At 59.7% G+C, this 23,978-nt stretch carries 20 protein-coding genes; 13 read left to right on the top strand and 7 right to left on the bottom strand.

All coding sequences use genetic code 11. The features are described from left to right. The first annotated feature begins 48 nt into the window (after positions 1 to 48). Positions 49 to 510 carry a MarR family winged helix-turn-helix transcriptional regulator gene (locus CHH27_RS17890; RefSeq protein WP_094072790.1) on the top strand — a complete coding sequence of 154 codons (462 nt, stop codon included), beginning with the start codon at positions 49 to 51 and terminating at the stop codon, positions 508 to 510. Next, entirely contained in the window at positions 507 to 1,718 is a 1,212-nt protein-coding gene (locus tag CHH27_RS17885) for a multidrug effflux MFS transporter (RefSeq protein WP_094072789.1), read from the top strand. Before CHH27_RS17890 ends, CHH27_RS17885 begins: the two co-directional genes overlap by 4 nt. A gap of 213 nt (positions 1,719 to 1,931) precedes the next feature. Here CHH27_RS17885 and CHH27_RS17880 read toward each other — a convergent pair whose 3' ends face one another. Continuing rightward, entirely contained in the window at positions 1,932 to 3,506 is a 1,575-nt protein-coding gene (locus CHH27_RS17880) for an alkaline phosphatase (protein WP_094072788.1), read from the bottom strand. 191 nt (positions 3,507 to 3,697) lie between these two features. Between CHH27_RS17880 and folP the strand changes: the two genes are divergently transcribed. The 4 genes from folP (at position 3,698) to CHH27_RS17860 (ending at position 8,263) form a co-directional block, all read left to right on the top strand. Then, positions 3,698 to 4,531, top strand: coding sequence for a dihydropteroate synthase (gene folP, locus CHH27_RS17875; RefSeq protein WP_198338245.1), 834 nt, complete (start codon positions 3,698 to 3,700; stop codon positions 4,529 to 4,531). Next, entirely contained in the window at positions 4,532 to 5,050 is a 519-nt protein-coding gene (gene folK, locus CHH27_RS17870; protein WP_247646126.1) for a 2-amino-4-hydroxy-6-hydroxymethyldihydropteridine diphosphokinase, read from the top strand. 87 nt (positions 5,051 to 5,137) lie between these two features. Further along, the gene (locus tag CHH27_RS17865) at positions 5,138 to 6,550 is read left to right on the top strand and encodes a sulfatase-like hydrolase/transferase (protein WP_094072787.1); all 1,413 of its coding nucleotides are present in this window, start codon (positions 5,138 to 5,140) and stop codon (positions 6,548 to 6,550) included. 297 nt (positions 6,551 to 6,847) lie between these two features. Beyond that, positions 6,848 to 8,263, top strand: coding sequence for a sulfatase-like hydrolase/transferase (locus CHH27_RS17860; RefSeq protein WP_157738977.1), 1,416 nt, complete (start codon positions 6,848 to 6,850; stop codon positions 8,261 to 8,263). Here the strand turns inward: CHH27_RS17860 and CHH27_RS17855 are convergent. Both CHH27_RS17855 and CHH27_RS17850 read right to left on the bottom strand, forming a co-directional pair. Further along, a complete protein-coding gene (locus tag CHH27_RS17855; protein WP_094072785.1) occupies positions 8,260 to 8,943 on the bottom strand; it encodes a hypothetical protein in 684 nt (227 codons plus the stop codon). The genes CHH27_RS17860 and CHH27_RS17855 overlap by 4 nt on opposite strands. Positions 8,944 to 8,954: 11 nt before the next feature. Next, complete coding sequence (locus CHH27_RS17850; protein WP_094072784.1) at positions 8,955 to 10,175, bottom strand: argininosuccinate synthase; 1,221 nt, start codon at positions 10,173 to 10,175, stop codon at positions 8,955 to 8,957. Between the two features lie 244 nt (positions 10,176 to 10,419). Here CHH27_RS17850 and CHH27_RS17845 point away from each other — a divergent pair, with 244 nt between their 5' ends. Genes CHH27_RS17845 through CHH27_RS17835 form a run of 3 tightly spaced genes read left to right on the top strand, consistent with a single transcriptional unit; the run spans position 10,420 to position 13,537 of the window. Further along, on the top strand, positions 10,420 to 10,827 hold the full coding sequence (locus CHH27_RS17845) for a DUF3302 domain-containing protein (RefSeq protein ID WP_094072783.1): 408 nt from the start codon (positions 10,420 to 10,422) through the stop codon (positions 10,825 to 10,827). Beyond that, on the top strand, positions 10,824 to 11,975 hold the full coding sequence (locus CHH27_RS17840) for an HlyD family secretion protein (RefSeq protein ID WP_094072782.1): 1,152 nt from the start codon (positions 10,824 to 10,826) through the stop codon (positions 11,973 to 11,975). Before CHH27_RS17845 ends, CHH27_RS17840 begins: the two co-directional genes overlap by 4 nt. An 8-nt stretch (positions 11,976 to 11,983) precedes the next feature. Continuing rightward, complete coding sequence (locus CHH27_RS17835; RefSeq protein WP_094072781.1) at positions 11,984 to 13,537, top strand: efflux transporter outer membrane subunit; 1,554 nt, start codon at positions 11,984 to 11,986, stop codon at positions 13,535 to 13,537. 320 nt (positions 13,538 to 13,857) lie between these two features. Here the strand turns inward: CHH27_RS17835 and CHH27_RS17830 are convergent, their stop codons facing one another. Both CHH27_RS17830 and CHH27_RS17825 read right to left on the bottom strand, forming a co-directional pair. Then, positions 13,858 to 15,033 carry a hypothetical protein gene (locus CHH27_RS17830; RefSeq protein WP_157738976.1) on the bottom strand — a complete coding sequence of 392 codons (1,176 nt, stop codon included), beginning with the start codon at positions 15,031 to 15,033 and terminating at the stop codon, positions 13,858 to 13,860. A 34-nt stretch (positions 15,034 to 15,067) separates the two neighbouring features. After that, a complete protein-coding gene (locus tag CHH27_RS17825) occupies positions 15,068 to 15,670 on the bottom strand; it encodes a TetR/AcrR family transcriptional regulator (RefSeq protein ID WP_094072779.1) in 603 nt (200 codons plus the stop codon). Between the two features lie 181 nt (positions 15,671 to 15,851). Here CHH27_RS17825 and CHH27_RS17820 point away from each other — a divergent pair, with 181 nt between their 5' ends. From CHH27_RS17820 to CHH27_RS17810, 3 genes are all read left to right on the top strand, one after another. Continuing rightward, positions 15,852 to 16,313, top strand: a complete 462-nt coding sequence (locus tag CHH27_RS17820; RefSeq protein ID WP_094072778.1) for a (2Fe-2S)-binding protein — start codon at positions 15,852 to 15,854, stop codon at positions 16,311 to 16,313. Between the two features lie 3 nt (positions 16,314 to 16,316). Beyond that, the gene (locus CHH27_RS17815) at positions 16,317 to 18,503 is read left to right on the top strand and encodes a xanthine dehydrogenase family protein molybdopterin-binding subunit (protein ID WP_094072777.1); all 2,187 of its coding nucleotides are present in this window, start codon (positions 16,317 to 16,319) and stop codon (positions 18,501 to 18,503) included. Positions 18,504 to 18,840: 337 nt separating this feature from the next. Beyond that, the gene (locus CHH27_RS17810) at positions 18,841 to 20,982 is read left to right on the top strand and encodes a methyl-accepting chemotaxis protein (protein WP_094072776.1); all 2,142 of its coding nucleotides are present in this window, start codon (positions 18,841 to 18,843) and stop codon (positions 20,980 to 20,982) included. A 61-nt stretch (positions 20,983 to 21,043) separates the two neighbouring features. Here the strand turns inward: CHH27_RS17810 and rlmN are convergent, their stop codons facing one another. Next, positions 21,044 to 22,267 carry a 23S rRNA (adenine(2503)-C(2))-methyltransferase RlmN gene (gene rlmN / locus CHH27_RS17805; RefSeq protein WP_094072775.1) on the bottom strand — a complete coding sequence of 408 codons (1,224 nt, stop codon included), beginning with the start codon at positions 22,265 to 22,267 and terminating at the stop codon, positions 21,044 to 21,046. A gap of 248 nt (positions 22,268 to 22,515) precedes the next feature. Next, positions 22,516 to 23,025: an invasion associated locus B family protein gene (locus CHH27_RS17800; RefSeq protein ID WP_094072774.1), complete on the bottom strand. Its 510-nt coding sequence runs from the start codon at positions 23,023 to 23,025 to the stop codon at positions 22,516 to 22,518. A gap of 370 nt (positions 23,026 to 23,395) precedes the next feature. Between CHH27_RS17800 and CHH27_RS17795 the strand changes: the two genes are divergently transcribed. Further along, positions 23,396 to 23,962 carry a sigma-70 family RNA polymerase sigma factor gene (locus tag CHH27_RS17795; protein WP_094072773.1) on the top strand — a complete coding sequence of 189 codons (567 nt, stop codon included), beginning with the start codon at positions 23,396 to 23,398 and terminating at the stop codon, positions 23,960 to 23,962. Positions 23,963 to 23,978 lie beyond the last annotated feature (16 nt).

Raw genomic sequence — 23,978 nt, 5'->3', positions numbered from 1 at the left:
GCCCCGCTTCACTATTTCGTAAGGTAACCTTACTAAAAAGGGGCGGTGATGGGCTTACCTTCTCCGAATGTCGGTGTCACCATGCTGGTCGTGGATCTGGCGCGGTTGCTCCGGCGGCGTTTGGACGCGGAACTGACACGGGTCGATACCGGTCTGACCGCTGGCGAAGCGCGTACGTTGTTTTATGTCTGGCGCAATCCGGGGGAACGGCAGGCCATGCTGGCCGACCGGATGTATGTCGAGCCGATGACCCTGGTAGGTTATCTGGACACCCTGGAAAAGGCCGGCCTGATCCGGCGTTGTCCGGATCCCAAAGACAAGCGCGCCAAGCTGATCGAATTGTTACCCAAGGCCGATCCGTTGCTGGAACGGATCAATGCAGCGCTGCAGTCGGTGCGTGCCAAGGCCCTTGAGGATGTTGCGCCGAAAGACCGGAAAACACTGGAAGCGCTCCTGCAGACCATGAAGGACAGCCTGCTGCAGGAGGATTCCAAAGGGAACCATAAATGACAGCCACCAGCTCGACCATGAGCGCCAGACGTACATCTCTGCTTGGGGCCGGGCTTGTTGCCATCGGCCCCATTTCGATGGCGCTCTACACACCGGCCATGCCGGCACTGGTCGAGGCATTCGGCACCAGCGACAGCGCGGTCAAACTGACCCTGACAGCCTATTTCGTAGGCTTTGCCCTCACGCAGCTTGTGTGTGGGCCACTGACAGATGCGTTTGGCCGCAAACCTGTGACACTGGGATTTCTGGCGCTCTATCTCGTCTCGAGCGTCCTGGCGACATTTGCGCCGACAGTGGAATTCATGGTGTTTTCCCGGGCGCTTCAGGGTGTCGGGGCCGCCGTCGGTATTGCCGTTGCCCGGGCCATCGTGCGCGACCAGTTTACCGGTCAGGAGTCCGCTCGCATCATGAACACCGTTGCCATGATGCTGGCGTTGGGGCCTGCTGTCTCGCCGACCATCGGCGGGTTCGTGCTGGAATTGTTCGGCTGGCAGGAAGTGTTTTGGTGCATGGTCCTCTATGGCGCGCTCCTGATGGCCGCGGTCGGTTTTTTCCAGGTGGAAACCAACCCGAATCCGGGTACCCATCACCTGCAGCCGAAGCAGCTTGCGGTGAACTATCTGACGTTGCTCAAGGACCCTCGGTTTCTGGCACCCAGCCTGCTGATCGGCTTCGGTCTCGGCAATCTCTATGCACTGGCCACCGTACTGCCCTTCGTATTGATCTATGAGGTCGGATTGTCGCCGTCCGAATTCGGGCTGACCATGATCATCCAGTCCGGGTCCTTCATTGCCGGCACGGTTCTGACTGGACGGCTTTTGCGGGTGGTGGAGGCACGTCGGCTTGTGCCTTACGGCATGGCGCTCTGGGTGGTGGCTTCGGCACTGATGTGCGGGCTGACACTGACCCTGCAACCGACCATCGTGACGGTTATGGGGCCCGTCGCGCTGTTCGTGTTCGGACTTGCACTGGTCCTGCCCGCCAGTTTCACCGAGTCCATGGCACCGTTTCCGCATATTGCCGGTGCTGCTTCGTCGCTGGTCGGGTTCCTGCAGTTCGGTGGCGGCATTGTCGCAAGCCTGATCGTCGCGGCCCTACACGACCCGGTCCTTGGCCTTGCGGTCGTTCTGCCGGCAATGCCGATCGCCGGGATCTTCCTCAATCAGTTTTTCAAGGGCCAGGCTGTTCAGACCGCAGCTGCGGAGTAGCCGCAACGCCACCCCTCTCCAACGTCATCCCGGCCAAGCGCAGCGCGAGCCGGGACCGGGGAGGCACTGCGCAAGGCTCGTCGGACCCGGCGAAGCCCTGAGCTCCCCGATCCCGGATCTCCGCTTTGCTGCGTCCAGGATGACGATGGAGAGGATTTGGGCAGGAGATATCAAACGGGCCGGCTTCCCGGCCCGCCATTGCATTTTCTGTGATCAGCCCCGGCGCACCGGATCAAGTGTCACCTTGTGCAGTTCCTGGTCGTCCCGATCCATCAGGCGAACTGTCAGCTGTTCGCTGGTGCCGTCAATGTCGACAAGGCCGAAGAACTGCAATCCCATGGAGGGCGGCAGGTTCACACCCTGGCCCTCGGCCGGTGCCTTCACGTATCTGACTTCCGGGCCGAAGGTCATGTCCAGATCGTTCGGACCGAAGGTGCCGGCATGAATCGGGCCTGAGACGAATTCCCAGAACGGCTTGAAGTCCTGGAACTGGGCCTTGTCCGGATTGTAGTAATGGGCGGCGGTGTAATGCACATCCGCGGTCAGCCAGACGATGTTGTCGATGTCGGCCGTCTTGATGAAACGCAGAAGGTCGGCGAATTCCAGTTCGCGGCCCTTCGGCGCGCCATGGTCGCCATTGGCAACCGCTTCAGCGCCAGCCTGTTCCTTCCAGTTGTCCCAGACAATCAGGCCGAGCGGCATGTCGCTGGCGATGACTTTCCAGGTTGCCCGGGACGCCACGAGTTCGCGCTTCAGCCAGGCAAGCTGTTCTGCGCCCAGAATGCGGGAGCCTGGTGTCATCTCATCTTCCATCGACGCCCCGTTCGGGCCGCGATAGGAGCGCAGATCCAGAAAGAACACGTCCAGCAGCGGACCATAGGCGATCTTGCGGTAAACGCGGCCGGGTTCCGCCGGCGTATAGCGGATCGGCGTCAATTCATGGAACGCACGGCCGGCGCGGGCGGCCAGGAGATGCACGTTCTTTTCCGTGTAACGGTCGTCGGAGACGAGGTCCTTGGCGTCCGACCAGTTGTTGACGACTTCATGGTCGTCCCACTGGAAGAAAGTCGGCACTTCGGCGTTGAAGGCGCGCAGATTGTCGTCGAGCAGATTGTATTTCCACTGACCGCGGAATTCGTTCAGCGTTTCGGCGACCTTGGTCTTTTCCTCGATCAGGACGTTCTTCCAGACGCTGCCGTCCATCAGGTCGACGGTCTCCTTCATCGGGCCATCGGCATAGACGGTGTCGCCGGAATGGATGAAGAAGTCCGGCTGGTGTTTGGCCATCGTGGCGTAGGTTTTCATGCCGCCCCGGTCGCTGTCGATGCCCCAGCCCTGCCCGGCGGTGTCGCCGGACCAGGCGAAGCGGACATTGCGGCGGGACGCCGGGGCGGTGCGGAAGCGGCCGGTCATCGGCTCGGAAACCGCGTTGACGTCGTTGAGATCGGCGAAGGCGACACGGTAGAAGATGTCCTGGTCGGACGGCAGGTCTTCCAGCAGGCGCTTGGCGGTGAAATCGCTGTCCGGGAGCGCATTGATGGGCGCGAGGCGGCGCGGGGTCTCGAAAGACCCGGTCGTGTCGACTTCAACCAGCATCCTGGCCGGGCGATCCGTGCGGGCCCAGATCACGCCGGAATTGGCATCAACGTCACCCGACTGCAGGCCATGGGTGATTTCGGGCCGCGTTGCGGCACGCGACAGGCTCGGCATAGCGAGCGGGGAAGCAAGAGCAACGCCGGTTGCCACCGACGACTTCAAAAAACTGCGGCGAGAAAAACGGGAAGACATGCTGAAATACTCCTGGCTGGGGCCTTCAGGCGCAAGACCTTGGCAGCTGCAACAGGTGCTGCTGCGCCATGACAAGGGCATGTCCGTTCCAAGACCGTTGTCCGAAATTTTCATGACGGTGCCGCTTCCGCGCCTTGACCCGCCGTGTTCGACGCGCCAAACCGGGGATCTGTTGACAGAAGGACACCTTGATGCCGACCCGCACATCCTATGCCCTGCCGCATATCGACGGCACCGGTGAGCGCCCGCATGTGATGGGTGTCCTCAACGTGACGCCGGATTCCTTTTCCGACGGCGGCAGGAACGTTGTTGTTGAAACAGCGCTCGCCCATGCGCGGCAGATGATCGCCGAGGGAGCCGATATTCTGGATGTCGGCGGCGAAAGTACGCGGCCCGGTTCTGACCCGGTTCCGTTGGACGTGGAGTGGGCGCGGCTGGAACCGGTCCTGGACGAGGTCATCGCCATGGGAACGCCCGTGTCCATCGACACATACAAGGCCGAAATCGCGCGCCGGGCCTGCGCCGCCGGTGCCGTGATCGTCAACGACGTCTGGGGTCTGCAGAAAGATCCGGCCATGGCCGAGACGGTGGCCGAGGCCGGCGTTCACGTCGTGATGATGCACAACCGCGAAGCGGCGGATTCGGCCATCGATATCTTGGCCGACATCGACCGGTTCTTCGAAGTGTCAATGCAGCTGGCTGACCGGGCGGGCATTTCGAAAGACAAACAGATCCTCGATCCGGGTTTTGGCTTCGGCAAGACCATCGATCAGAATTTTGTCATTCTGAACCGCCTCGAGGACCTGAAGAAACACGGTCTACCGCTGCTCGCCGGAGCCTCACGCAAACGCATGATCGGAGCTGTTCTCGATGTTGAGGTGGAAGACCGCCTTTTCGGCTCCGTGGCCGTGCATCTGACAGCGATGATGAAAGGGGCGGCCATCGTCCGGGCTCACGACGTGCGTCCGCATGTCGACTGCGCGCGTATGCTGGAGGCGACACGCCTGGAACGGAACCCGATCTGAATGACCATCGAAAACCACATGTCCGCAGCGCCGACCCGTTGTGCCCTCGGGCTGGGCTCGAATTTGGGCGATCCAACCGCCAATCTTGACGACGCTGTGCGCCGCCTGGAAGCTACGTCCGGCATTACCCTCGTTGCCCGTTCTTCCAACTACCGGACGCCTCCATGGGGGCCGGTGCCGCAGGACGATTTTGTCAATATTTGCGTGGTGATCGATACGACCTTGAGCCCGCAGGATCTTCTGAAGCGCTGCCTTGAGATCGAAAACAAGCTTGGCAGGGTGCGTGACGTTCGCTGGGGCCCGAGGGTGATTGACGTCGACGTGTTGATCTATGGCATGGAGACCGTTGCGGAACCCGATCTTGAAGTGCCGCATCCGCGCATGGGCGAGCGCGCCTTTGTGCTGATCCCGCTGGCTGAAATCTGGCCGGACGCGCCTCTGGCGGACGGTCGAACGGCAGCAGCGGCACTGGCCACCTGCCCGGACCAGGACGGGGTCGTGAAACTGCCTGAGAGCTGAAGCCGCCCCGGCCGCTGCAACGGCCTTCGAACGGTAATTTAAGACTTTTCACCGAAGATCCCGACGGTTCTGAGCCGGGTTCTTGGTATGTCGTTTCTGGAAAAGCTCTACAGCGGTTTGAAAAACAGACGGTTCTTTACCAGGGACACGCTGATGTTCGCGTTTCTGGCGGTGCTGGTGCCGAATGCGATCTATATTTTCCTGAGCCTGTTTTATTGTCCGTTTCGCACCCTCTTTGTGCTGTTGCTGTCCTTTGTGTGCCTGATCGGCCTTTATGTGCATCGCGCGTTGTTTTTTGTATTGCTCCTGGCCGTGATGACAGTGGATGCGTTGGTGCTGATCTCGAATTTCTTCCAGATGCCATTGCCGATGCTGTTCGATTCCCTTCGCTATGCGGGCAACCTGAGCATCCAGAATTCAACGATCTACCTGGCCGCCATCGGTATCCTGCTTGTGTCTTTTGCGCTGACTTACTGGGTCGTGAGCAACGCCAAGCGGAACAAGGCGGCGGTCAATATCCTGCCGTTTTTTGTGGTTCTCGCCGTCTATGCCGGCGTCGACTATTGGGCAAATGCCGAGCCCCAGGAAGCTGCTCTGGCCAAAAGCCGGATGTCGGAAACCTATGTTCCGATCGACGATGCCGCCAGCCTGCACAGCGATGTCGATTCTTTCCTGAGCCGGAGCGGTGCGCGCAATGTGCTGATCGTCATGGTCGAGGGCCTCGGCGCATTCGCCGACCCGGCCTTGCGCGACACTGTCTGGGGCCCCCTGCTGGGAGCGGACGTCGCTGCAAGTTACGATGTCGAAGGCGGCAGCACGATCTACTTTGGCTCCACGACTTCAGGCGAGGTCCGGGAGCTGTGTCATCTGAAGGCCGACTATCGCGATTTTCGGGACAGGGTCAGCAGCGACTGCCTGCCGGCCCGCGCGCTGAAGGCAGGCTACAGAACGGCCGCGTTTCATGCCTTCACCGGAACGTTTTTCGAACGTTTCGACTGGTATCCCAAGATCGGATTTCAGGACCTCAATTTCCTGGAAAACAAGGTTGGTCTTGCCGAAGACCGTAGCTGGCCGCATTGCGGCGTCGCCTTCCGCGGCTATTGCGACACGGATGTCGCGGGCGTTGTAAAGGATTACCTGATCAAAGGCGACGGTGACCGGAAATTCGCTTATTGGTTGACTTTGAATTCGCACAAGCCGGTCCAGCCCGGGGAGGTTCCCGCACGGCTTGGCTGTGACGATGGCGGCGTCTTCAACGATGTCGAGCTCTGCCGCATGGCGGAGCAGTGGCTGCAGATCTCCCATCTGGTGAAGGACATCGCGCTGGATCCTGATCTGGTGGAAACGGACATCGTGCTGGTGGGGGACCATCACCCGCCGCTGTTCACCCGCAGTGCTCGCAAGCTGTTTAAACCGGGCAAAGTTGCCTGGCTGCATCTGTCGCCGAAGGCGGCGGCAGAACACAGCACCCTGGCCGCTTCCTACGGGGCGCACCGCTAAAGGGCTGTCTCCGGTGCGCCGGACACCTGTTCCCGTTTTCTCATCATGAATGTTTGTCACGTCTGCCGGTCGCCGTCTGATGGCGGCCGCACGTGTTTTCAGGACCTTGTCTCACGAACGTGACGGCCAATCCTGCTGACAGGGGCGTGGCCGCTATGGCGGCCCGCTTCCTCAGGTGGCGGATAGCGTGAGATCATGCAATCAGCGATACAATTTTATCGCGAGATTCACCAATACTAAACTTTTGGTTGCTAGATCGGGGGAGGTGATTGCAAATTCATATTTTAGGTGACCAGTATGCAACTTTTTCGCGATTTCGCAAGTGCATTGAAGCAAAGAAACTGGATTTCCAAGGAGACTGTATTATTTGCGATTCTTCCCCTGCTGTTTTCAAATATAATATACATCTTTATGTATTTCTTCTTTAGTCCGGTAAGGACGATTTCAATCGTTTTGCTCTCAATAGCCGTTGTTTCTGGGCTTCTTCTGAGAAGAGGGGTTTTCTTTTTCGTGCTTCTTTTTGTTTTCATATTCGACGCTCTTATCTTTGTCTCCTTGTACTTTCAGATGCCTTTGGCCATGTTGCTGGACTCGCTGCGCTATGCCGGCAATCTGAGCGTGATGCAATCGCTGCTCTATCTCGGGGTGGGAATGGCCCTGGCCTGTTCCTTCTGGATGACCTTTCAAACCGTTCGCAAGCTGAGCAGGTGTCGCCACAAAATCAGGTTGGCGCCCTTTGCTATCGTGCTGCTGGGTTTTGTTGCCGTCGACTGGTGGATCAACCTGACGCCGCAGAAATCAATGGGTTTTGCCGCTCAGTTTACAGAACGCTTTGTTCCGGTCGACGACGCAGCCAGCATACACTCGGAACTGGCCAGCCGTCTGGACCAACCGCGTCAACCGAACGTCCTGGTCGTCATGGTCGAGGGTCTTGGTGCCTTCCAGTCTGACAGGAAACAAGAACTTGTTTGGGAACCGCTCCTCTCGGAACAGGTGAAACAGGCGTACGAGATCAAGAGCGGGACCACCCGGTATTTCGGGTCGACCACGTCCGGCGAGGCGCGTGAGCTTTGCAATCTGAAAGCCGACTACCGCGACTTTCGCGATCGAAAGGGCGCTGATTGCCTGCCTGGCCAGGCGCTTGAAGCGGGTTACAGAACCGCAGCGTTTCACGCCTTTACCCAAACGTTCTTCGAGCGTGTGGACTGGTTTCCCAAAATCGGGTTTCAGGAGCTCTATTTTCTGGAAAACAATGCAGGCCTTCCGCCTGGCGACGCACGTCGTCACTGCGGACTGACCTTTCGCGGCCTGTGCGACGGCGATGTGGCAGAGGCGGTTAAAGCCTATCTTGCAGAAGACGGTGGGGAGCCGAAATTCGTATATTGGCTCACGCTCAACTCCCACAAGCCGGTTCAGCCGGGAGAGGTGCCGGCGCGCTTGTCCTGCGAGGATGGCGGGGTGTTCGAGGATCGCGAATTGTGTCTCATGAGCGAACAGTGGCTGAATGTGTCTCACCTAGTGCGGGACATGGCGTTAAGCGACAGCATTGGGGACACGGAAATCCTGTTGGTCGGTGATCATCACCCGCCCCTGTTCACGCGCAGCGGCCGCGAACAGTTCCAGCCCGACAAGGTGGCCTGGCTTCACCTCTCGCCGAAACGAAGCTCAAAGACATTGACCGCTTCCATGTCCGCTGCCGCACCGGACTTCTAGAGCGCAGCGAAGCGTTCCATGTGATAGCGGGCAATGTCTGGCGTCTGACGATGCTCGCCGCCGAAAGGGCAGGCCCGGCGCGCCAGGCAGCCGGACCAGCAGTCGAGATCCCGGCTTTTCGACAGATGGTCCCGGCATTTCGGCACGTCATATCCGGTTTCCACGGACAGAGCCCCGGCCGGGCAGGCGTTGATGCAGGGTTTGTCCTGGCAGGTCTCACAGGGACCGGAAGCGCCGGTGCCCTGCTCGGACTTCAAATGCTCACCGGAAAGAAAGGCGGCCCGAAAGCCCGCCCAGGGGCCGAATTCATGATGCGCGAGAACACCCATGGGACTTTGGGAAAAGCCGCCGCATCTTTTCGCCCATTGCTGGAACGGGTGATAGGGCGGGCCGTCAAACGGAAAAACAACACCCAGGCCTTCGGCAGCCGCGATCTCCGTCAGGGCACGCCGCGTGTAGCGGTCGAGCGGATCAGCGCCGCCATCAGCGGCTTCGGGGCTTGTCGAAAGTTTCGGCCAGACGGAGGGGCCGGTGCTGCCGATCAGGAGGAGCGACTGGGCAGGTGTGCCGTTTGTCTGCGGTGGCAGGACGATGTCATCCGACGCATTGAAACCGCCGAGGCACAAAAAACCGGCGGCCGCGAGCCATTCTGTCAACGCTGCAGCCGCCGGTCCGTTCATGGTCAGGTCTCTCAGCCGATCCGGTCGCGTTTGGCCAGCGTGCGCAGGCGCAGGGCGTTCAGTTTGATGAAGCCGGCGGCATCCTTCTGGTCGTAGGCGCCCTGGTCGTCCTCGAAGGTGACCAGCTCTTCGGAGTAGAGCGAATAGGGGGAGGCGCGGCCGACCAGGATGACATTGCCCTTGTAGAGCTTCAGCTTGACGGTGCCGGTGACGTGTTCCTGGCTCTTGTCGATCAGGGCCTGCAGCATCTCGCGCTCCGGCGAGAACCAGAAGCCGTTATAGATCAGTTCCGAGTAGCGCGGCATCAACTCGTCTTTCAAGTGCGAGGCGCCACGGTCGAGCGTGATCGATTCCATCGCCCGGTGGGCGGTCAAGAGGATGGTGCCGCCCGGGGTCTCGTAGATGCCGCGGCTCTTCATACCGACAAAGCGGTTCTCAACCATGTCGAGACGGCCGATGCCGTTGTCGCGGCCATAATCGTTGAGCTTGGCAAAGAGGGTCGCCGGCGACATCTTCTCGCCGTTAAGGGAGACGGCATCGCCTTTTTCAAAACCGATCTCGATTTCGGTGACGACATCCGGTGCCTCGGTCGGGTCGACCGTGCGCTGGAAGACGTAGTTTGGAGCTTCTTCCGCCGGATCTTCGAGCACTTTGCCTTCCGAAGAGGAGTGCAACATGTTGGCGTCGACGGAGAACGGGGCTTCGCCGCGCTTGTCCTTCGGCACCGGGATCTGGTGCTTTTCGGCAAAGTCGAGCAGATCGGTGCGCGACTTGAAGCTCCAATCCCGCCACGGTGCGATCACCTTGATATCCGGGTTGAGCGCATAGGCGGAGAGTTCGAAGCGCACCTGGTCGTTGCCCTTGCCGGTTGCGCCATGGGCAATGGCGTCGGCCCCGGTTTCCTCGGCAATCTCGATCAGGCGCTTGGAAATCAGCGGACGGGCAATGGATGTGCCGAGCAGGTAGACGCCTTCATAAACGGCGTTGGCGCGGAACATCGGAAAGACGAAGTCGCGGATGAATTCCTCGCGCAGATCGTCGATGTAGATTTCCTTGATGCCGAGCATCTCGGCCTTCTTGCGCGCCGGTTCCAGCTCTTCGCCCTGGCCGAGATCGGCGGTGAAGGTCACCACTTCGCAGCCAAGTTCCGTCTGCAGCCATTTCAGGATGATCGATGTGTCGAGGCCGCCGGAATAGGCCAGCACGACTTTCTTGATGTCACCATACGCCATTTAGGGAAGGTCCAGTTCGTTGTTCTTGGGGCGCGTGCCCGCGCGGTTGGAAAATTTGCGGCAATTTAGCCGGTTCTTTGCGCCGCGCAAGCCCTTCGGGCGGCTCAAATGGTCGCTGGTTGCGTTGCACGCCAGCGACAGTTCACAGCCTGTGTGGTCTTGAGATCCCGCTTGCAATTGACCGCGAGGCAGCGGAGGGTATTAACAAGATGTAAAAGAACAACTTGTTGGTGCTGGATGCGCTATGGGCCTGATCGATTTCGAGCTGGACAAATACGACTACCTGACCTTCGTGATCCTGCTGGCGGTCGTGATCGCCTTTTTTTACGCCATGATCACATTGGGCGGTCTGCCGGGCAAGCTTGCGGAAAAGCGTAATCACCCGCATGCGGAATCAGTGAAACTCGGCGGCTGGATCGGGCTCTTCACCGTCTTTCCCTGGATCCACGCCCTGATCTGGGCCTACCACGATTCCATGACGGTCGATGTGCGCAAGCTGCCGAAGGTTGCCGTGGCGGGAGACGCGGCGGCGGAAAAGGGCTCGTCAGAGGTGACCAACAGCTTGGAAGAAGAAGAGGTGCCCGCGACCCTGTCTGAGGTTGAAGCGGATGATCTGCCACCCGCCAGGCCTGAGGGCGGGGCGACCACATGACCATCGCGCTTCTGATCCTGGCGGCCTATGCGCTGTTCGCGTGGCTGGTTTTCTACAAGTTTCAATGGCTGAAATTCAACATCGCCTGGGGCGTGGTCACGTTCTGGGTGGGCTTCCACGTGCTCTTTCTGCTCGTTGTTTTCCTGCGCTTCTTCACCCCCTACACGATTGACGGTCACGTGATCCGGCAGACGATCCAGATAGCACCGCGCCTGCCGCACCCGACAGTTCTGAAAGAAGTGTTTGTCGCGCAGAACCAGAAGGTCAAGAAGGGCGACAAGCTCTACCAGTTCGAAAAAACGCTGTATGAAGCCCAGCTCCTGGAAGCGCAGGCAAACCTGGCAAGTGCGCAGCAAAATGCGCTGATCCTTCAGGAAGACATCGAAGTGGCGCGGGATGCCCTGTTGCAGGCCGAGGCCAACGAGCAATATGCGTCCGAGCAGGTCAAGCGCTATACGGATCTGGTGCCGCGTGGTGGTGCAAAACAGGAAACGCTCGACAAATGGTCGGCGCAGCTGGCAGCAGCCCAGGCCCAGGTCGCGGAGGGTGAAGCTAATTTGAAAAAGGCGCAGCTTGCCGCCGATGCGCAATATGACGGGGTCAACGCCCAGGTTGCCGCTGCGCAGGCGCAGGTCGACCAGGCACAATACTATGTCGATCAGACCACGATCTACGCCCCCGAAGACGGAGTGATCATCTCGCAGCAGGCGCGACCGGGCCTCGTGGTTGGCGGGTTCCGGGTCGGTTCGATCGCCGCCTTCGTGGCGGACGCCGATCCCTACTTTCTGGCGACCTTCTATCAGGAACACCTGAAATTCGTGGAGCCGGGCATGCCGGTGGAAGTCGCGCTCGATATCTATCCGGGCCAGATCTTCACCGGCAAGGTGACCTCGATCTGGGACGGCACCGGCCAGGGGCAGATCATTCCGCGGGGTCGGGTGCCGGAATTCATCTTCATGAGCCCGCAGGGGCGTTTCGCGGTGGAAATCCATCTCGATGACGATCCGGCGCTGAAGCGCTATCCGGCCGGCGCCCATGGTGCCGCGGCGATCTACACCGGTGGCGGCGGCGACTGGGTGGCCGTGCTGCGGCGGGTCAACATGCGGCTCTATACCTGGGTCAATTTCATCGTGCCGTTCGACGTGTGAGTGTGGGGATGGGGCTTTTTCAGAAAACGGCAAGATGGGCAATTCTTGGCAGCGCGCTGCTTGTCGGTGGCTGCATGGTGGGGCCGGATTTCGAGCGGCCGGATGCGCCTGTGCTCGACAGCTGGAGCAAGGGCGCCAACCTTCCCGTTGACAGCCGCACCGGCTTCACCAGTCGCAGCGCGCATTCCGTGCCGTGGTGGCATGTCTTCAGGGATGACACGCTCAACAGCCTGATAGCTGAGGCCTACCGCCAGAATGTCGGTCTGCAGGCGGCCGGTGTCCGGGTCTATCAGGCAAGGGCGCAGCTCGGCATCGCGCGGGGCGAGCTCTTCCCGCAGGTGCAGGAAATCAACGGCAGCTCCAAAAGCATCCGCTTCAGTGCCAAGGATCCGTTTGTCCGCGACCTGGAACGGATCGGTCTCGTCAACGATCACATCACCCGGGTCGATGTCGGCTTCGATGCCGGCTGGGAAATCGATATCTGGGGCAAGATCCGCAGGGATGTCCAGTCGGCGGACGCCAATCTGAAAGCCAGCATTGCCTCCTACGACGATGCGCTGGTGACATTGACCGGCGACATTGCCGCAACCTATATCACCGTGCGTGAATTGCAGCAGCTGATTGCCGCGGCGCGTCGCAATGCGGCCCTGCAGAAGAAGTCGCTCGACATCACACGGTTGCGGCTGGAAAACGGTGCGGCGACCAAGCTCGACGTCAACGAGGCGACGGTCCTCTACAACAACACGCTGTCCAGCATTCCAGGCTATGAAGCCGAACTCGCCCAGGCCTTGAACGCACTCAGCCTGCTTGTGAGCGAAGCGCCTGGCAGCATGAAATCGCGGATCGGTTCAAAGGCAAGATTTCCGCGCGTGCCGGCCGAAGTTGCCATCGGTGTGCCGGCAGACATGCTGCGCCGCCGGCCGGACATTCGCTACGCGGAATATGTGGCGGCAGCCCAGTCAGCCCAGATCGGCGTTGCCAAGGCGGATCTCTTTCCGGCCTTCACCATCTCCGGCGCGATCGGCGTCCGGGCAGATGATTTTTCCAATCTCTTCAACAACGGCACCACGGCGGGGTTCATCAATCCTGGCTTTTCCTGGAATTTCCTGAATTACGGCCGTATCCAGAACAATGTCCGGGTGCAGGACGCCAAGTTCCAGGAAACCCTGCTCAACTATGAAAACACGGTGCTGTCCGCCTATTCGGAAGTGGAAAATGCGCTGACGGGTTTTCTGCGCTCCAAGCAGCAGGCGGTCTATCTGCGTCGCAGCGTCCGGGCGGCGCGCGAAGCGGTCGGCGAGGTCGATGCCCAATATGAGGACGGCACGGCCTCCTATAACCGGGTGGTCGACGCCCAGAAGAGCCTGCTGGTCGCCGAAGAGCGGCTGATCGCGGCGGAAGCGAATGTGCTCACCAACCTGATCGCGGTCTACAAGGGGCTCGGCGGGGGCTGGGTGCCGGAAAACGTCAAGGGCCTGATCTCGGACAAGACCCGCGAGCAGATGGCGGAGCGGACACGTTGGGGCCAGTTGCTGGAAAAGCCGGTTGCCGAAAAGGGGTGATGCGGCGGCACAGCAAGCCTTCTGTGCGGACAACACGCGTTACTCCCCTCCGATTTTGTCATCCCGGACGCAGCGCAGCGGAGATCCGGGATCCAGTACGCTGCAGCGGCGGGAGACAATCAATGAATCTGGCGGTTACTGGGTCCCCGCCTTCGCGGGGATGACAAGAAAGAGGCGGTGCGGGTGGCAGTGTTTCACTGCCGCACGGCCGGTGTTCCGGACCCCAAGTTCGCATCATCCAGTCAGCCTGGAAGAAATCGTCAATCCTGGCTCACCTGGAGCGTTCTTTTTTGTGACATACGGTGTCGGGAGTTCACCGTTCAAACTTGATTGGCTATTCTGATCGCACCGAGGAACCTTTGAAATGCAGCCTCGGATATGGGGCTTCCCCATCCTTTTGCATCATTATGAAGTGTCGCCAGTGGCGCAACCGTGGGCGCCGGAATGGCTCGGGTTTCCAGGAAGGAAAGACAGGCGGACAGACACTGGTCTGGCTGATCGGTGCAATCGCCATACATGTCGACAAGACCGACTTCGACGCAAAGGTCCGCGAGGTGTTGAAAGTCGGTGAGGTCATTGTCGGAATGTCGTTCAACCAGCGCGGTGGGCAGTGGATCACCTCTGCCGGTCACTTCGAGGACGGCACCTGCGCTTTCCCATTCAGGCAAGTTCGCGCTGGTCAGAACTCTGAGAAGATGGGTGATCAGTTGCTGCGCAGCCGGATCGTTGATGTCCCGTTCCTTGCAAAAGGCATGGAGGCAGAGAGCCGCATAGGCCTGTTTCCGGCGGCGGTCCAGCATTGCAATTTTTGTGTCGTTCGCCTTGGCCTGTTCATTGGGAGAGGTCTTCCGGGCAAGATCTCTCAGATTCCGATTGTCAGTCTGAACAATCGGAGTGGGGATCGCGCCAATTTCCAGATTGAGGGCAAAGTCTCGCCAGGCGTTGACCGTGTTGGCGAGGTCGGGAGCCGACTTGCAGGCAGCTTCCTGTTTCTCCGTTCGACCGGAAAAACGGTGGTGAGTTATGTACAAATCGATGGGGACAAGAAAATCGGCAACGTATTCCGTTGTCGGGCCATCAGGATCCATGCAATCAGGATTCAAGCGGCGTGCCGCAAGAAAGTGGGAAACGACGTGTTCCCTGCCGTTTTCATCCTGCGAGGTCTTTTCCAAGAGGGTCACCCGGGACAAGTCTTGCCAACGGTGAAAGCGCTTGTTGCCATCTACAATCAGAGTGAGGCCTTCGCGGGTGAGTTCCAGGTGACCTTCCGCAGGGATGCCACGCAGCAGGCGAAAGCCGAAACAGTAGATTACGGCGCCGACCAGCAAGTAGAACATGAAGCCTATCTTGACGCCGTTTACCAGGTGAAGCAGCCCGACACCAATCGTGAAGAGGAAAATAGTCGGCAGGCCAAATGCATGAAGCCGTTCCTTGATCGGATCCGGTGCGAGGAGGAGAGTATCGGACTGTGGTGTGCTCAATGCAGGAATGCTCAATGGATGGTCTGGGATGCGGGAGGAAGCTTCAGTTTCAGACCGTTTCTTTGACCCCATAGCGCGCCAGGAACATGTCGACGCTTTCCTCGATGATGTTGGAAACTTCTTCCCGCTCCGGCACCCGGCCGATATGGATGTTCGGGAAGAAGGCGCGGGACTTGATCAGGCCGAGGAACTGCGCGGCAGCGACTTCCGGATTGTCTGTTCTGAGCTTGCCTTCCCTGGTGGCCCGCTCGACATATTCGGTAAAAACAACCAGCTTGGTCATGCGCTGGTTCATGTCCTCGGCAAGCTCCGGGTCGCGGATGGTCTCGCTCATGATCATGCGGGCAAGGCTCATGAAACAGGGATTGATCATCAGTTCGCCTTCCGCCCAGCCGAGGCGGATCAGGGCGTCGCGGATCGGCAGGTCCGGGTCGTAGGGGAGTTCCAGGGCGGAATTGATCTGGTCGGCCAGGCACTGGTTGATCGCCTTGAACAGCACTTCCTTGCTGTCGAAGTGATTGTAGACCGTGCGCTTGGACACCTGGGCCCGTTCGGAAATCCGGTCCATGCTGGCGCCCGCGTAGCCCTTTTCCTGGAATTCAGCGATGGCCGCCTCAACAATCTGCTTTTTTTTCTGGTCGGATACGGACATGTCTTTCCCGGTTCTCTGCGAAATTGCCTTTCTCTCAGGTATCTGAGCCCCCGCTCTTTCATCCCAAAAAACGCGCCCTATGTAAACTAGGGCGTTTACAGACGCGCAGCCAGTGATTAAACTGCACTGTGTAGTTTACTTCCTTTAGCCAGATAAGGCCAGCCAAAGGAGCCGCCTCCTCATGTCTGTTACCCTCAAAATCAATGGGGAAACGCGTACGCTTGACGCCGACCCCGAAAGCCCGCTGCTGTGGGCCCTGCGCGATGAGCTGGGCCTGACCGGCACCAAGTTCGGTTGCGGCATTGCAGCCTGCGGTGCCTGCACCGTCCATTGGGACGGTGTGCCGATCCGCTCCTGCCAGACCTTCGTCGGCGACCTGGAAGGGGCCGAGATCACAACCATTGAAGGCATCAACGACAAGGCGGCCAAGGCCGTCCAGGCCGCCTGGAACGAACTCGACGTTCCGCAATGCGGCTATTGCCAGTCCGGCCAGATCATGGCCGCGACCGCGCTTCTGGCCGAAACGCCGAAGCCGACCGATGAAGACATCGACGCAGCCATGGACGGCAATGTCTGCCGCTGCGCCACTTATGCCCGTATCCGCAAGGCGATCCATGTCGCCGCCGACAAGATGGAGGGCTGATCCATGCTGCATCTTCTGAAACAGCCGCTTGAAGCCGCCAAGCCGTCTCGCCGGTCTTTCCTGAAACTGTCCGCCGGTGCAATCGGTGGCCTTGTCATCGGCATGAACCTGCCGCGGTCCGTCGCCGAAGCCGCTGAAGGCGAATTCGCGCAACCCTTCGTGCATATCCGGCCAGACAACACGGTCGTTGTCCTGTCCAAGCACCTGGACAAGGGGCAGGGTACGGCAACCGGTCTGTCCACACTGGTCGCGGACGAACTTGATGCCTCCTGGGAGCAGGTCTCCGTCGAGTTTGCGCCGTCCAACCCGCAGGTCTATGCCAATACGTTGTTCGGCGTTCAGGGCACCGGCGGTTCCACCGCCATGCCGAATTCCTTCATGCAGTACCGTCAGGCCGGTGCCGCTGCCAAGGCGATGCTCGTCGCAGCAGCTGCCAAGGACTGGGGCGTTCCGGCCGCTGAAATCACCGTGTCGCAGGGCGTTGTCTCGCATCCGTCCGGCAAGTCGGCGACATTCGGTGAACTCGCCGGTCTGGCTGCCAAGGAAGACGTGCCGGCCGAACCGGCGCTCAAGACGCCCGATCAGTGGGTCTATATCGGCAAGTCGTTCCCGCGTCTTGACGTGAAGAACAAGACCGTCGGTTCGCCAAACACCTATACGATGGACTTCCAGCGCGATGATCTGCTCGTGGCAACGGTCGCCCGGTCTCCGCGTTTCGGCGGCATGGTGAAGTCGTTTGACGCCACCGAAGCGCTGGCTGTGCCGGGCGTGGTCAACGTTCTGCAGATCCCGAACGGGATTGCGGTGATTGCCGAATCCACCTGGCCGGCCATCAAGGCGCGCGAGCTTCTCGAGATCGAGTGGGACGACAGCGCGGCCGAGACCCGGTCGAGCGATGCCATGTTCACTGAGCTGAAAGACATGACCACCAAGCCGGGTGTGAAAGTCCGCGAGGATGGCGACGTCGATGCCGCGCTGAAAGCGTCGGCGAAGGTTATCGAGATGGATTATGACTTCCCGTTCCTGGCCCATGGTGCCATGGAACCGCTGGATGTTGCACTTCACTATGATGGCGAAACCGCGGAACTCTGGCTCGGGTCTCAGATCCAGACCATCGACCACAATGTCGCTGCCACCATCCTGGGCGTTCCCTTCGAGAAGGTGAAGATCAACACGCTTTGGGCCGGTGGCTCCTTCGGCCGCCGGGCGCAAGCCGATGCCCATCCGGTTGCAGAAGCCTGCCTGCTGGTCAAGGCCATGCAGGCGGCGGGCATGGATCTGAACCCGGTGAAGATCGTCTGGACCCGCGAAGACGACATGGCGGGCGGCTACTACCGGCCGATGTCTGCGCACAAGGTCAAGGTCGGTTTGGACGATGCCGGCAATGTCACCGCGGTCAAGTACAACATGGCCGCCAAGTCGATCGTCAAGGGCACGCCCTTCGAAGCGATGCTGATGAAGGACGGCGTCGATCACAACATGACCGAGGGCGCGCATGACACGACCTATGCGTTTCCGCTGATGAACATGGACCAGGCCTTCCAGGAGACCCAGGTGCCGGTTCTGTGGTGGCGCTCCGTGGGGCACACTCACACGGCCTATGTCATGGAAACGGTGATGGACCGCATTGCCCGTGAAACCGGCAAGGATCCGGTTGCCCTGCGCCTGGAACTTCTGAAGGACGACCCGCGCAAGGCCAATGTCCTGAAGCTGGCGGCTGAAAAAGCCGGTTGGGACACACCGCCTGTGGAGGGCCGTCATCGCGGTGTCGCCGTTCACAAATCCTTCGGCTCCTACGTTGCGGAAGTTGCTGAGATATCTCTGCGCGACGACGGCACCGTCAAGGTCGAGAAGGTCGTGGCTGCCGTCGATTGCGGCACACCGATCAACCCGGACAATATCCGGGCCCAGGTGGAGGGTGGTATCGGCTACGGTCTCGGCGCCATCCTGCGCAACCAGGTGACGCTCGCCGACGGCTTTGTCGAAGAGACCAACTTCGACACCTACGAGTCGCTCAGGATCTCCGACATGCCGGAGGTCGAGGTACACATCGTCGCCTCAAACGAAGCACCTACCGGCATCGGTGAGCCCGGCACGCCGCCGATCGGCCCGGCCGTCGCCAACGCCATTGCGGCCGCCAAGGACGAATGGGTGACCTCACTTCCGCTCGCCAAAAACGGTCTGGTCTGACCTGAGCGGACATAATCAACGAGAGGCCGCCTCCGGGCGGCCTCAACTTTTTTAAAGTCTCCATCGGGTTTTGTGCCAATTGGTCGTCGGCAGGAAAGACTTCGCCTATAGGTACTTTTTCCACGAAGCAAAGCCAGGGATAGAATTTTGCAATTATTGATGTGCTGAATTTTATGATTCCAGTGCATTTTTTCAGAAATTCTCTACCTAGGGTAATTATAAAAAATCTGATCAATTGCCTATTTTTGATTTTATGAAGTAAATCAATTGGAATTAACTCTCCAGCAATTGAATGGCACGACGCTTGTGAAAAGAGATATCAATTCGCGAGCGGACCATGGCCTTCCAGATAACCAAACTCAGCTTTCGCCTGCCGGCAATCATCGCAGGATGTTCCGTTGTGGCCGCTCTTGCCGTTGGCGGACTTGCCTACTGGGTGAGCTCGGCCGACATGGAGGAACAGGCTGAGCTTCGCCTTGAGGCGCTTGCGCAGACCCGAGCCCAGGACCTGTCACATTATCTAGAGTCCATAGTTCAGGACCTGAAGGTTACTGCGGCAAGCCCCTTCGTCGCGGCCGCCCTGAAAGACTTCAACGCCGCCTGGGAGGCGCAGGACGGAAAGGCGCAATCTGTTCTGCAGAGCGCCTATATTCACGACAATCCGCATCCGCTTGGCAAAAAAGATGCGCTGATGAGCGCTGGCGACGGCGTCTATGACCAGGCACATGCCAAATACCATCCCTGGTTCCGCACAATGCTGAAAACGCGGGGCTATTACGATATTTTCCTGTTCGCCGAAGACGGGTCGCTGATCTACACGGTCTTCAAGGAACTCGATTACGCGACCAACCTTGTCAGCGGCAAGTACAAGGATACGGACCTGGGCAATGCCTTCCGGGCGGCCAACTCCGGTGCCTCGGGTAGCATTCACTTCTTTGACTTCAAACCCTACGCACCAAGTGCGGATGCGCCGGCCAGTTTCATTTCCACGCCGGTGATGGAGGACGGCAAGAAGATTGGCGTCCTGGTGTTCCAGATGCCGATCGACAACATCAACAGCATCATGGCATCCACGAGCGGGCTGGGGGAAAGTGGCGAAGCGATCGTGCTGGGTGCCGACAAACTGTTCCGCAACGATTCGGCCAAGACACCGGACAAAAACGACATTCTCCAGGCGAGCCTGGACGCGGAGATTGTCGACCGGGCCCTGGCGGGCCAGGTCGCGGTTGGTGACCTGGACAATTTCCGGGATGGCGACTTCCTGGCGGCGGCGGTGCCGTTGGAGTTTCAGGGGGCCAATCTTGCAGTGGTTGCGACCGAGGCGCATGAAGAAATCCTCGCGCCGGTCGCAGCCCTTCGCAACAACATCGCTCTTATCTGCCTTGCGATCTTCGCCGTCATGACCGGTGTTGGCTGGATGGCGGCACGGTCAATCGTCACGCCGATCCGCAATCTGGTGCAAAGCGCGGTCAAGCTGGCCGGTGGAGATGTCAGCGTGGAATTCGCCGAGGCCGAACGCAAGGATGAAGTCGGCGAAATTGCAGCGGCGATTGCCGGATTCCGGGATGGTGTTGCAGAGCAGGCCCGTCTTGAAGAAATCCGCCTGCAGGAAGAGCAGCAACGGACCGAGCGCCAGCATCGTGTCGAAACGCTCATTCAGAGTTTCCGCGAACAGTCGTCCGACATGCTGGGGGCGGTCGATGCGGCGATGAGCGATATGCAGTCGACGGCCTCGTCGATGATGGTTACCGCCGGCGACGCCTCCCAGGAGGTCAACAGTGCGGCCTCGGCCACGGAACAGGCTTCGGGCAATGTGCAGCTGGTCGCAGCGGCAACCGAAGAACTGTCGTCGTCGATTTCCGAAATCGGTCAGCGCGTGGAAGAAACGACGCGCGTCATTGCGGACGCCACCAACCAGACCCATGCCAGCACCAAAAAGATGGAGATGCTGTCTTCCGGATCGGCGCGGATTGGTGAGGTCATTGGCCTGATCCAGGCGATTGCCGAACAGACCAACCTTCTGGCGCTGAACGCCACGATCGAAGCGGCTCGGGCCGGCGAGGCCGGCAAGGGCTTTGCGGTCGTCGCTGCGGAGGTCAAGGAACTGGCAACCCAGACCTCCAAGGCGACCGAGGAGATTTCCTCTCAGATCTCCGAGATCCAGGTTGCGACCGAGCAGGCGGTTGCCGCGATCGAAGGCATTGCCGCCGTCATGGAAAAGGCCAACGAGAACACCGCGTCGATTGCAGCTGCGGTGCAGCAGCAGGATGCGGCAACCGGCGAAATCAGCCGCAGTGCGTCGGAAGCATCGTCCGGGACAAAGTCAGCCAGCGACAACATGTCGAATGTCAGCTCCGCGGTGGAATCAACCGCGCATTCGGCAGAAACGGTCGACCGGGCAACTCAGGAAGCTGCGGAAAAACTCAGAGCGCTGAACACGTCCGTAAGCGACTTCCTCAGCAATGTTGCCGCAGCCTGAGAAGCGCAACAAAAAAAGCGGCGCCCCGGGCGCCGCTTTCTTTTTTAGATCCCGACATTTTTCAGGAGGCGGCAAGGGCCTCACGATCCTTCTTGCGCATGCGCTCCGAGGCCGATTTGAGCTGACCGCAGGCGGCGAAAATATCGCGGCCGCGCGGCGTGCGGATCGGTGAGGCATAGCCGGCTCGATTGACGATGTCGGCGAATTCCTCGATGCGTTCCCAGTCCGAACACTCATATTCCGACCCCGGCCAGGGATTGAACGGAATCAGGTTGATCTTGGCCGGAATGCCCTTCAGCAAACGGACCAGTTCAAGCGCATCCTTGTTGCTGTCATTGACGCCTTTCAGCATCACGTATTCGAAGGTAATGCGCTTGGCGTTGGACAGTCCCGGATACTTCCGACAGGCGTCCAAGAGCGCTTCCAGGTTCCACTTCTTGTTGATCGGCACCAGGACGTCGCGCAGCTCGTCGTTGACGGCGTGCAGCGAGATGGCCAGCATGCAGCCGATTTCATCACCCGTGCGGAAGATTTCCGGCACGACGCCGGAAGTCGACAGGGTGATGCGGCGCTTGGAAAGCGACAGGCCGTCGCCATCCGAGGCAATCAGCAGCGCCTTCTTGACGTTGTCGAAATTGTAGAGCGGTTCGCCCATGCCCATCATGACGATGTTGGAAACCAGCCGGCCCTCGGACGGCACAATGGCGCCCTGCGGGGTCGAGGCGTCCGGGAAATCGCCAAGCCTGTCGCGCGCCATCAGAATCTGGGAAAGGATTTCCTCTGCCGTCAGGTTGCGGACCAGCTTCTGCGTGCCGGTGTGGCAGAAGGTGCAGGTCAACGTGCAGCCGACCTGGGAAGAGACACACAATGTGCCGCGGCCCTCTTCCGGAATATAGACGGTTTCCACTTCCACCGGCCGACCGGCGCCCCGCGGCGGAAAGCGGAACAGCCATTTGCGCGTGCCGTCGACTGAGATCTGTTCGTCAACAATTTCAGGACGGACGATCGTAAAGTTGTCGTCCAGTTTCTGCCGCAGATCCTTGGCGATGTTGGTCATCTGCGCAAAGTCCGAGACGCCGCGCACATAGAGCCAGTGCCACAGCTGCGAGGCGCGCATGCGCCACTGTTTCTGGGCAACCCCGATCGTGCCGAGCGCTTCACCCAGTTCCTCGCGCGAGAGGCCGATCAGGGTCGGCTTGTCCTCGTTCGGCGCCAGGGCGCTTGCTGCGGCTGTAACCGTCGGCGCGTTCGGATTGTCCCGCGCAATGTCGAGCGTAACCGTCATGTCGTGATCCGTTGTCTGTCCGGCGCGACTATGGGCGTCATTGATGTCGGAACGCGGCGGCCGGCTCCCTGACCTGCAGGGAAGAATTCAAGCGCTCCCAAAACCACAAACAGCGGGAAAAATCAAGTTTCCGCTACGCAGGGGAGCCATGCATCTGCCAACGAGAAAAGCCCGGAAAAGCCTTTGCGGGCTTTTCCGGGGTCAATCTGTTGCGGCCCTCTGGAGACCGGCAGCCTGAAAACCGCGGGTCAGCGGCAGGCGCCGGCCGCCGTATTGATCGCGGCGGTCACGCCGGAGAGCGAGAATTTGTAGGTGGTCCGGGTCCCACGGCTGGACTCGCCGTTGACTGTCATTTCGCGGCCGGCCTTCATCGCAGCGACCAGCTGCGCTTCAGTTGCGGCATTCTCGACCCAGGCACCATCGTTGTTGGTGAACAGGTTGAAGCCCTTGCCGTCGACATCCACCGTCACCGTGGACTTGTCCTTGAAGGGATAACCGACCAGCAGGCTGGGTTCGGAACTGACGCCTTCAGCCGGACGTGAGGTCACGAAGAAGAAGACATCGCCATGATTGCGGTCGCCCGGAAGCATGGTGGTCGGCTTCGTCAGCGCGTAACACACTTTGCCGCTGCCGCCCGTCAACGCATAGGCCGCCCAATCCTTGTGCTGCTTCAGAAGCGTCGGGGTTTGTGCGAAAGCCGCTGCACTCGAAACGGCTAGACCTGCAAGGGCCAGAACCAGCGATTTTGCCTTCATCATCTCCACACCGTTTGCACTAGAGTTTCCGTCAAATTTAATTCAATTGCCGTCTGACATATAAACCTTGCTTTAATGATAACTTAAAGCGGGTTACGAAAGGGTTGAAGCCCATCAGCCGGTCTTTTTGTTTTTCGACGTTCATTTGCCTAATGGCTGTTGCGGCTAAAGGCGGCAACAGTGTGGCAAGTGGTGTCGAGCCCTCTTCCGAAACGCTGTGAACCTGCTAAAGATGGAGGACGACCTTCGTGGCGCAACGGGGAGGCGGTCGAGACAAGTGTCTACCACTTTCGAAGTGGTCGACTTTTTTGTTTCAAGGTGCTTCCTCTTGAATTAGGTGCGGTCCGAAGATCTTCAGGGAGTTGAGTGGCCTTTGGCGCAAGCGCAGTATTTTTCGGAACTGATCGTTAAGGTGGCCCAGTCCAGAGACAAGGCCGCCTTTGTCGAATTGTTCGATCACTTTGCGCCGCGTCTCAAAGGCTACTTGATGAAACAGGGCGCAGATGACGCTCTGGCCGAGGAAATTGCGCAGGATGTGATGGTCACACTGTGGCGCAAGGCGGAACTGTTCGATCCGAAAAAATCCTCAGCGAGTACATGGCTTTACCGGATCGCCCGGAACCGGCGCATCGACCGTCTGCGCCGGCAGAAAACGGCGGAGCTCGACCCCGAAGAACCGGCGTTGCAGCCGACACCGCTGCCGGATGTTTCAGATGAAATGGATGCAAGGCTCCGCGAGGAGCGCGTCCGTGCGGCCTTGTCGCAGCTGCCGGAAGAGCAGCGGGAGGTGGTCAGGCTGGCCTTTTTCATCGGGCAGTCGCACAGCGAGATTGCCGATGATACCGGTTTGCCGCTCGGTACGGTCAAATCACGCATCCGCCTGGCCTTCGGTCGCCTGCGCCAGCTGATCGAGGCCGATGAGGCCGTCGATGTGGATTAGGCGGGCTCTTTGTTCG

Source organism: Labrenzia sp. VG12 (assembly GCF_002237595.1).
In the GTDB taxonomy this organism is placed as follows: domain Bacteria; phylum Pseudomonadota; class Alphaproteobacteria; order Rhizobiales; family Stappiaceae; genus Roseibium.
Note: the sequence above shows the minus strand (reverse complement) of the source record. Positions and strands in the feature narration are given on the sequence as shown.

Coding starts and splice junctions, on each gene's coding strand:
- CHH27_RS17890 (WP_094072790.1), top strand. CDS start 49: ATGGGCTTACCTTCTCCGAATGTCGGTGTCACCATGCTGGTCGTGGAT.
- CHH27_RS17885 (WP_094072789.1), top strand. CDS start 507: ATGACAGCCACCAGCTCGACCATGAGCGCCAGACGTACATCTCTGCTT.
- CHH27_RS17880 (WP_094072788.1), bottom strand. CDS start 3,506: ATGTCTTCCCGTTTTTCTCGCCGCAGTTTTTTGAAGTCGTCGGTGGCA.
- folP (WP_198338245.1), top strand. CDS start 3,698: ATGCCGACCCGCACATCCTATGCCCTGCCGCATATCGACGGCACCGGT.
- folK (WP_247646126.1), top strand. CDS start 4,532: ATGACCATCGAAAACCACATGTCCGCAGCGCCGACCCGTTGTGCCCTC.
- CHH27_RS17865 (WP_094072787.1), top strand. CDS start 5,138: ATGTCGTTTCTGGAAAAGCTCTACAGCGGTTTGAAAAACAGACGGTTC.
- CHH27_RS17860 (WP_157738977.1), top strand. CDS start 6,848: ATGCAACTTTTTCGCGATTTCGCAAGTGCATTGAAGCAAAGAAACTGG.
- CHH27_RS17855 (WP_094072785.1), bottom strand. CDS start 8,943: ATGAACGGACCGGCGGCTGCAGCGTTGACAGAATGGCTCGCGGCCGCC.
- CHH27_RS17850 (WP_094072784.1), bottom strand. CDS start 10,175: ATGGCGTATGGTGACATCAAGAAAGTCGTGCTGGCCTATTCCGGCGGC.
- CHH27_RS17845 (WP_094072783.1), top strand. CDS start 10,420: ATGGGCCTGATCGATTTCGAGCTGGACAAATACGACTACCTGACCTTC.
- CHH27_RS17840 (WP_094072782.1), top strand. CDS start 10,824: ATGACCATCGCGCTTCTGATCCTGGCGGCCTATGCGCTGTTCGCGTGG.
- CHH27_RS17835 (WP_094072781.1), top strand. CDS start 11,984: ATGGGGCTTTTTCAGAAAACGGCAAGATGGGCAATTCTTGGCAGCGCG.
- CHH27_RS17825 (WP_094072779.1), bottom strand. CDS start 15,670: ATGTCCGTATCCGACCAGAAAAAAAAGCAGATTGTTGAGGCGGCCATC.
- CHH27_RS17820 (WP_094072778.1), top strand. CDS start 15,852: ATGTCTGTTACCCTCAAAATCAATGGGGAAACGCGTACGCTTGACGCC.
- CHH27_RS17815 (WP_094072777.1), top strand. CDS start 16,317: ATGCTGCATCTTCTGAAACAGCCGCTTGAAGCCGCCAAGCCGTCTCGC.
- CHH27_RS17810 (WP_094072776.1), top strand. CDS start 18,841: ATGGCCTTCCAGATAACCAAACTCAGCTTTCGCCTGCCGGCAATCATC.
- rlmN (WP_094072775.1), bottom strand. CDS start 22,267: ATGACGGTTACGCTCGACATTGCGCGGGACAATCCGAACGCGCCGACG.
- CHH27_RS17800 (WP_094072774.1), bottom strand. CDS start 23,025: ATGATGAAGGCAAAATCGCTGGTTCTGGCCCTTGCAGGTCTAGCCGTT.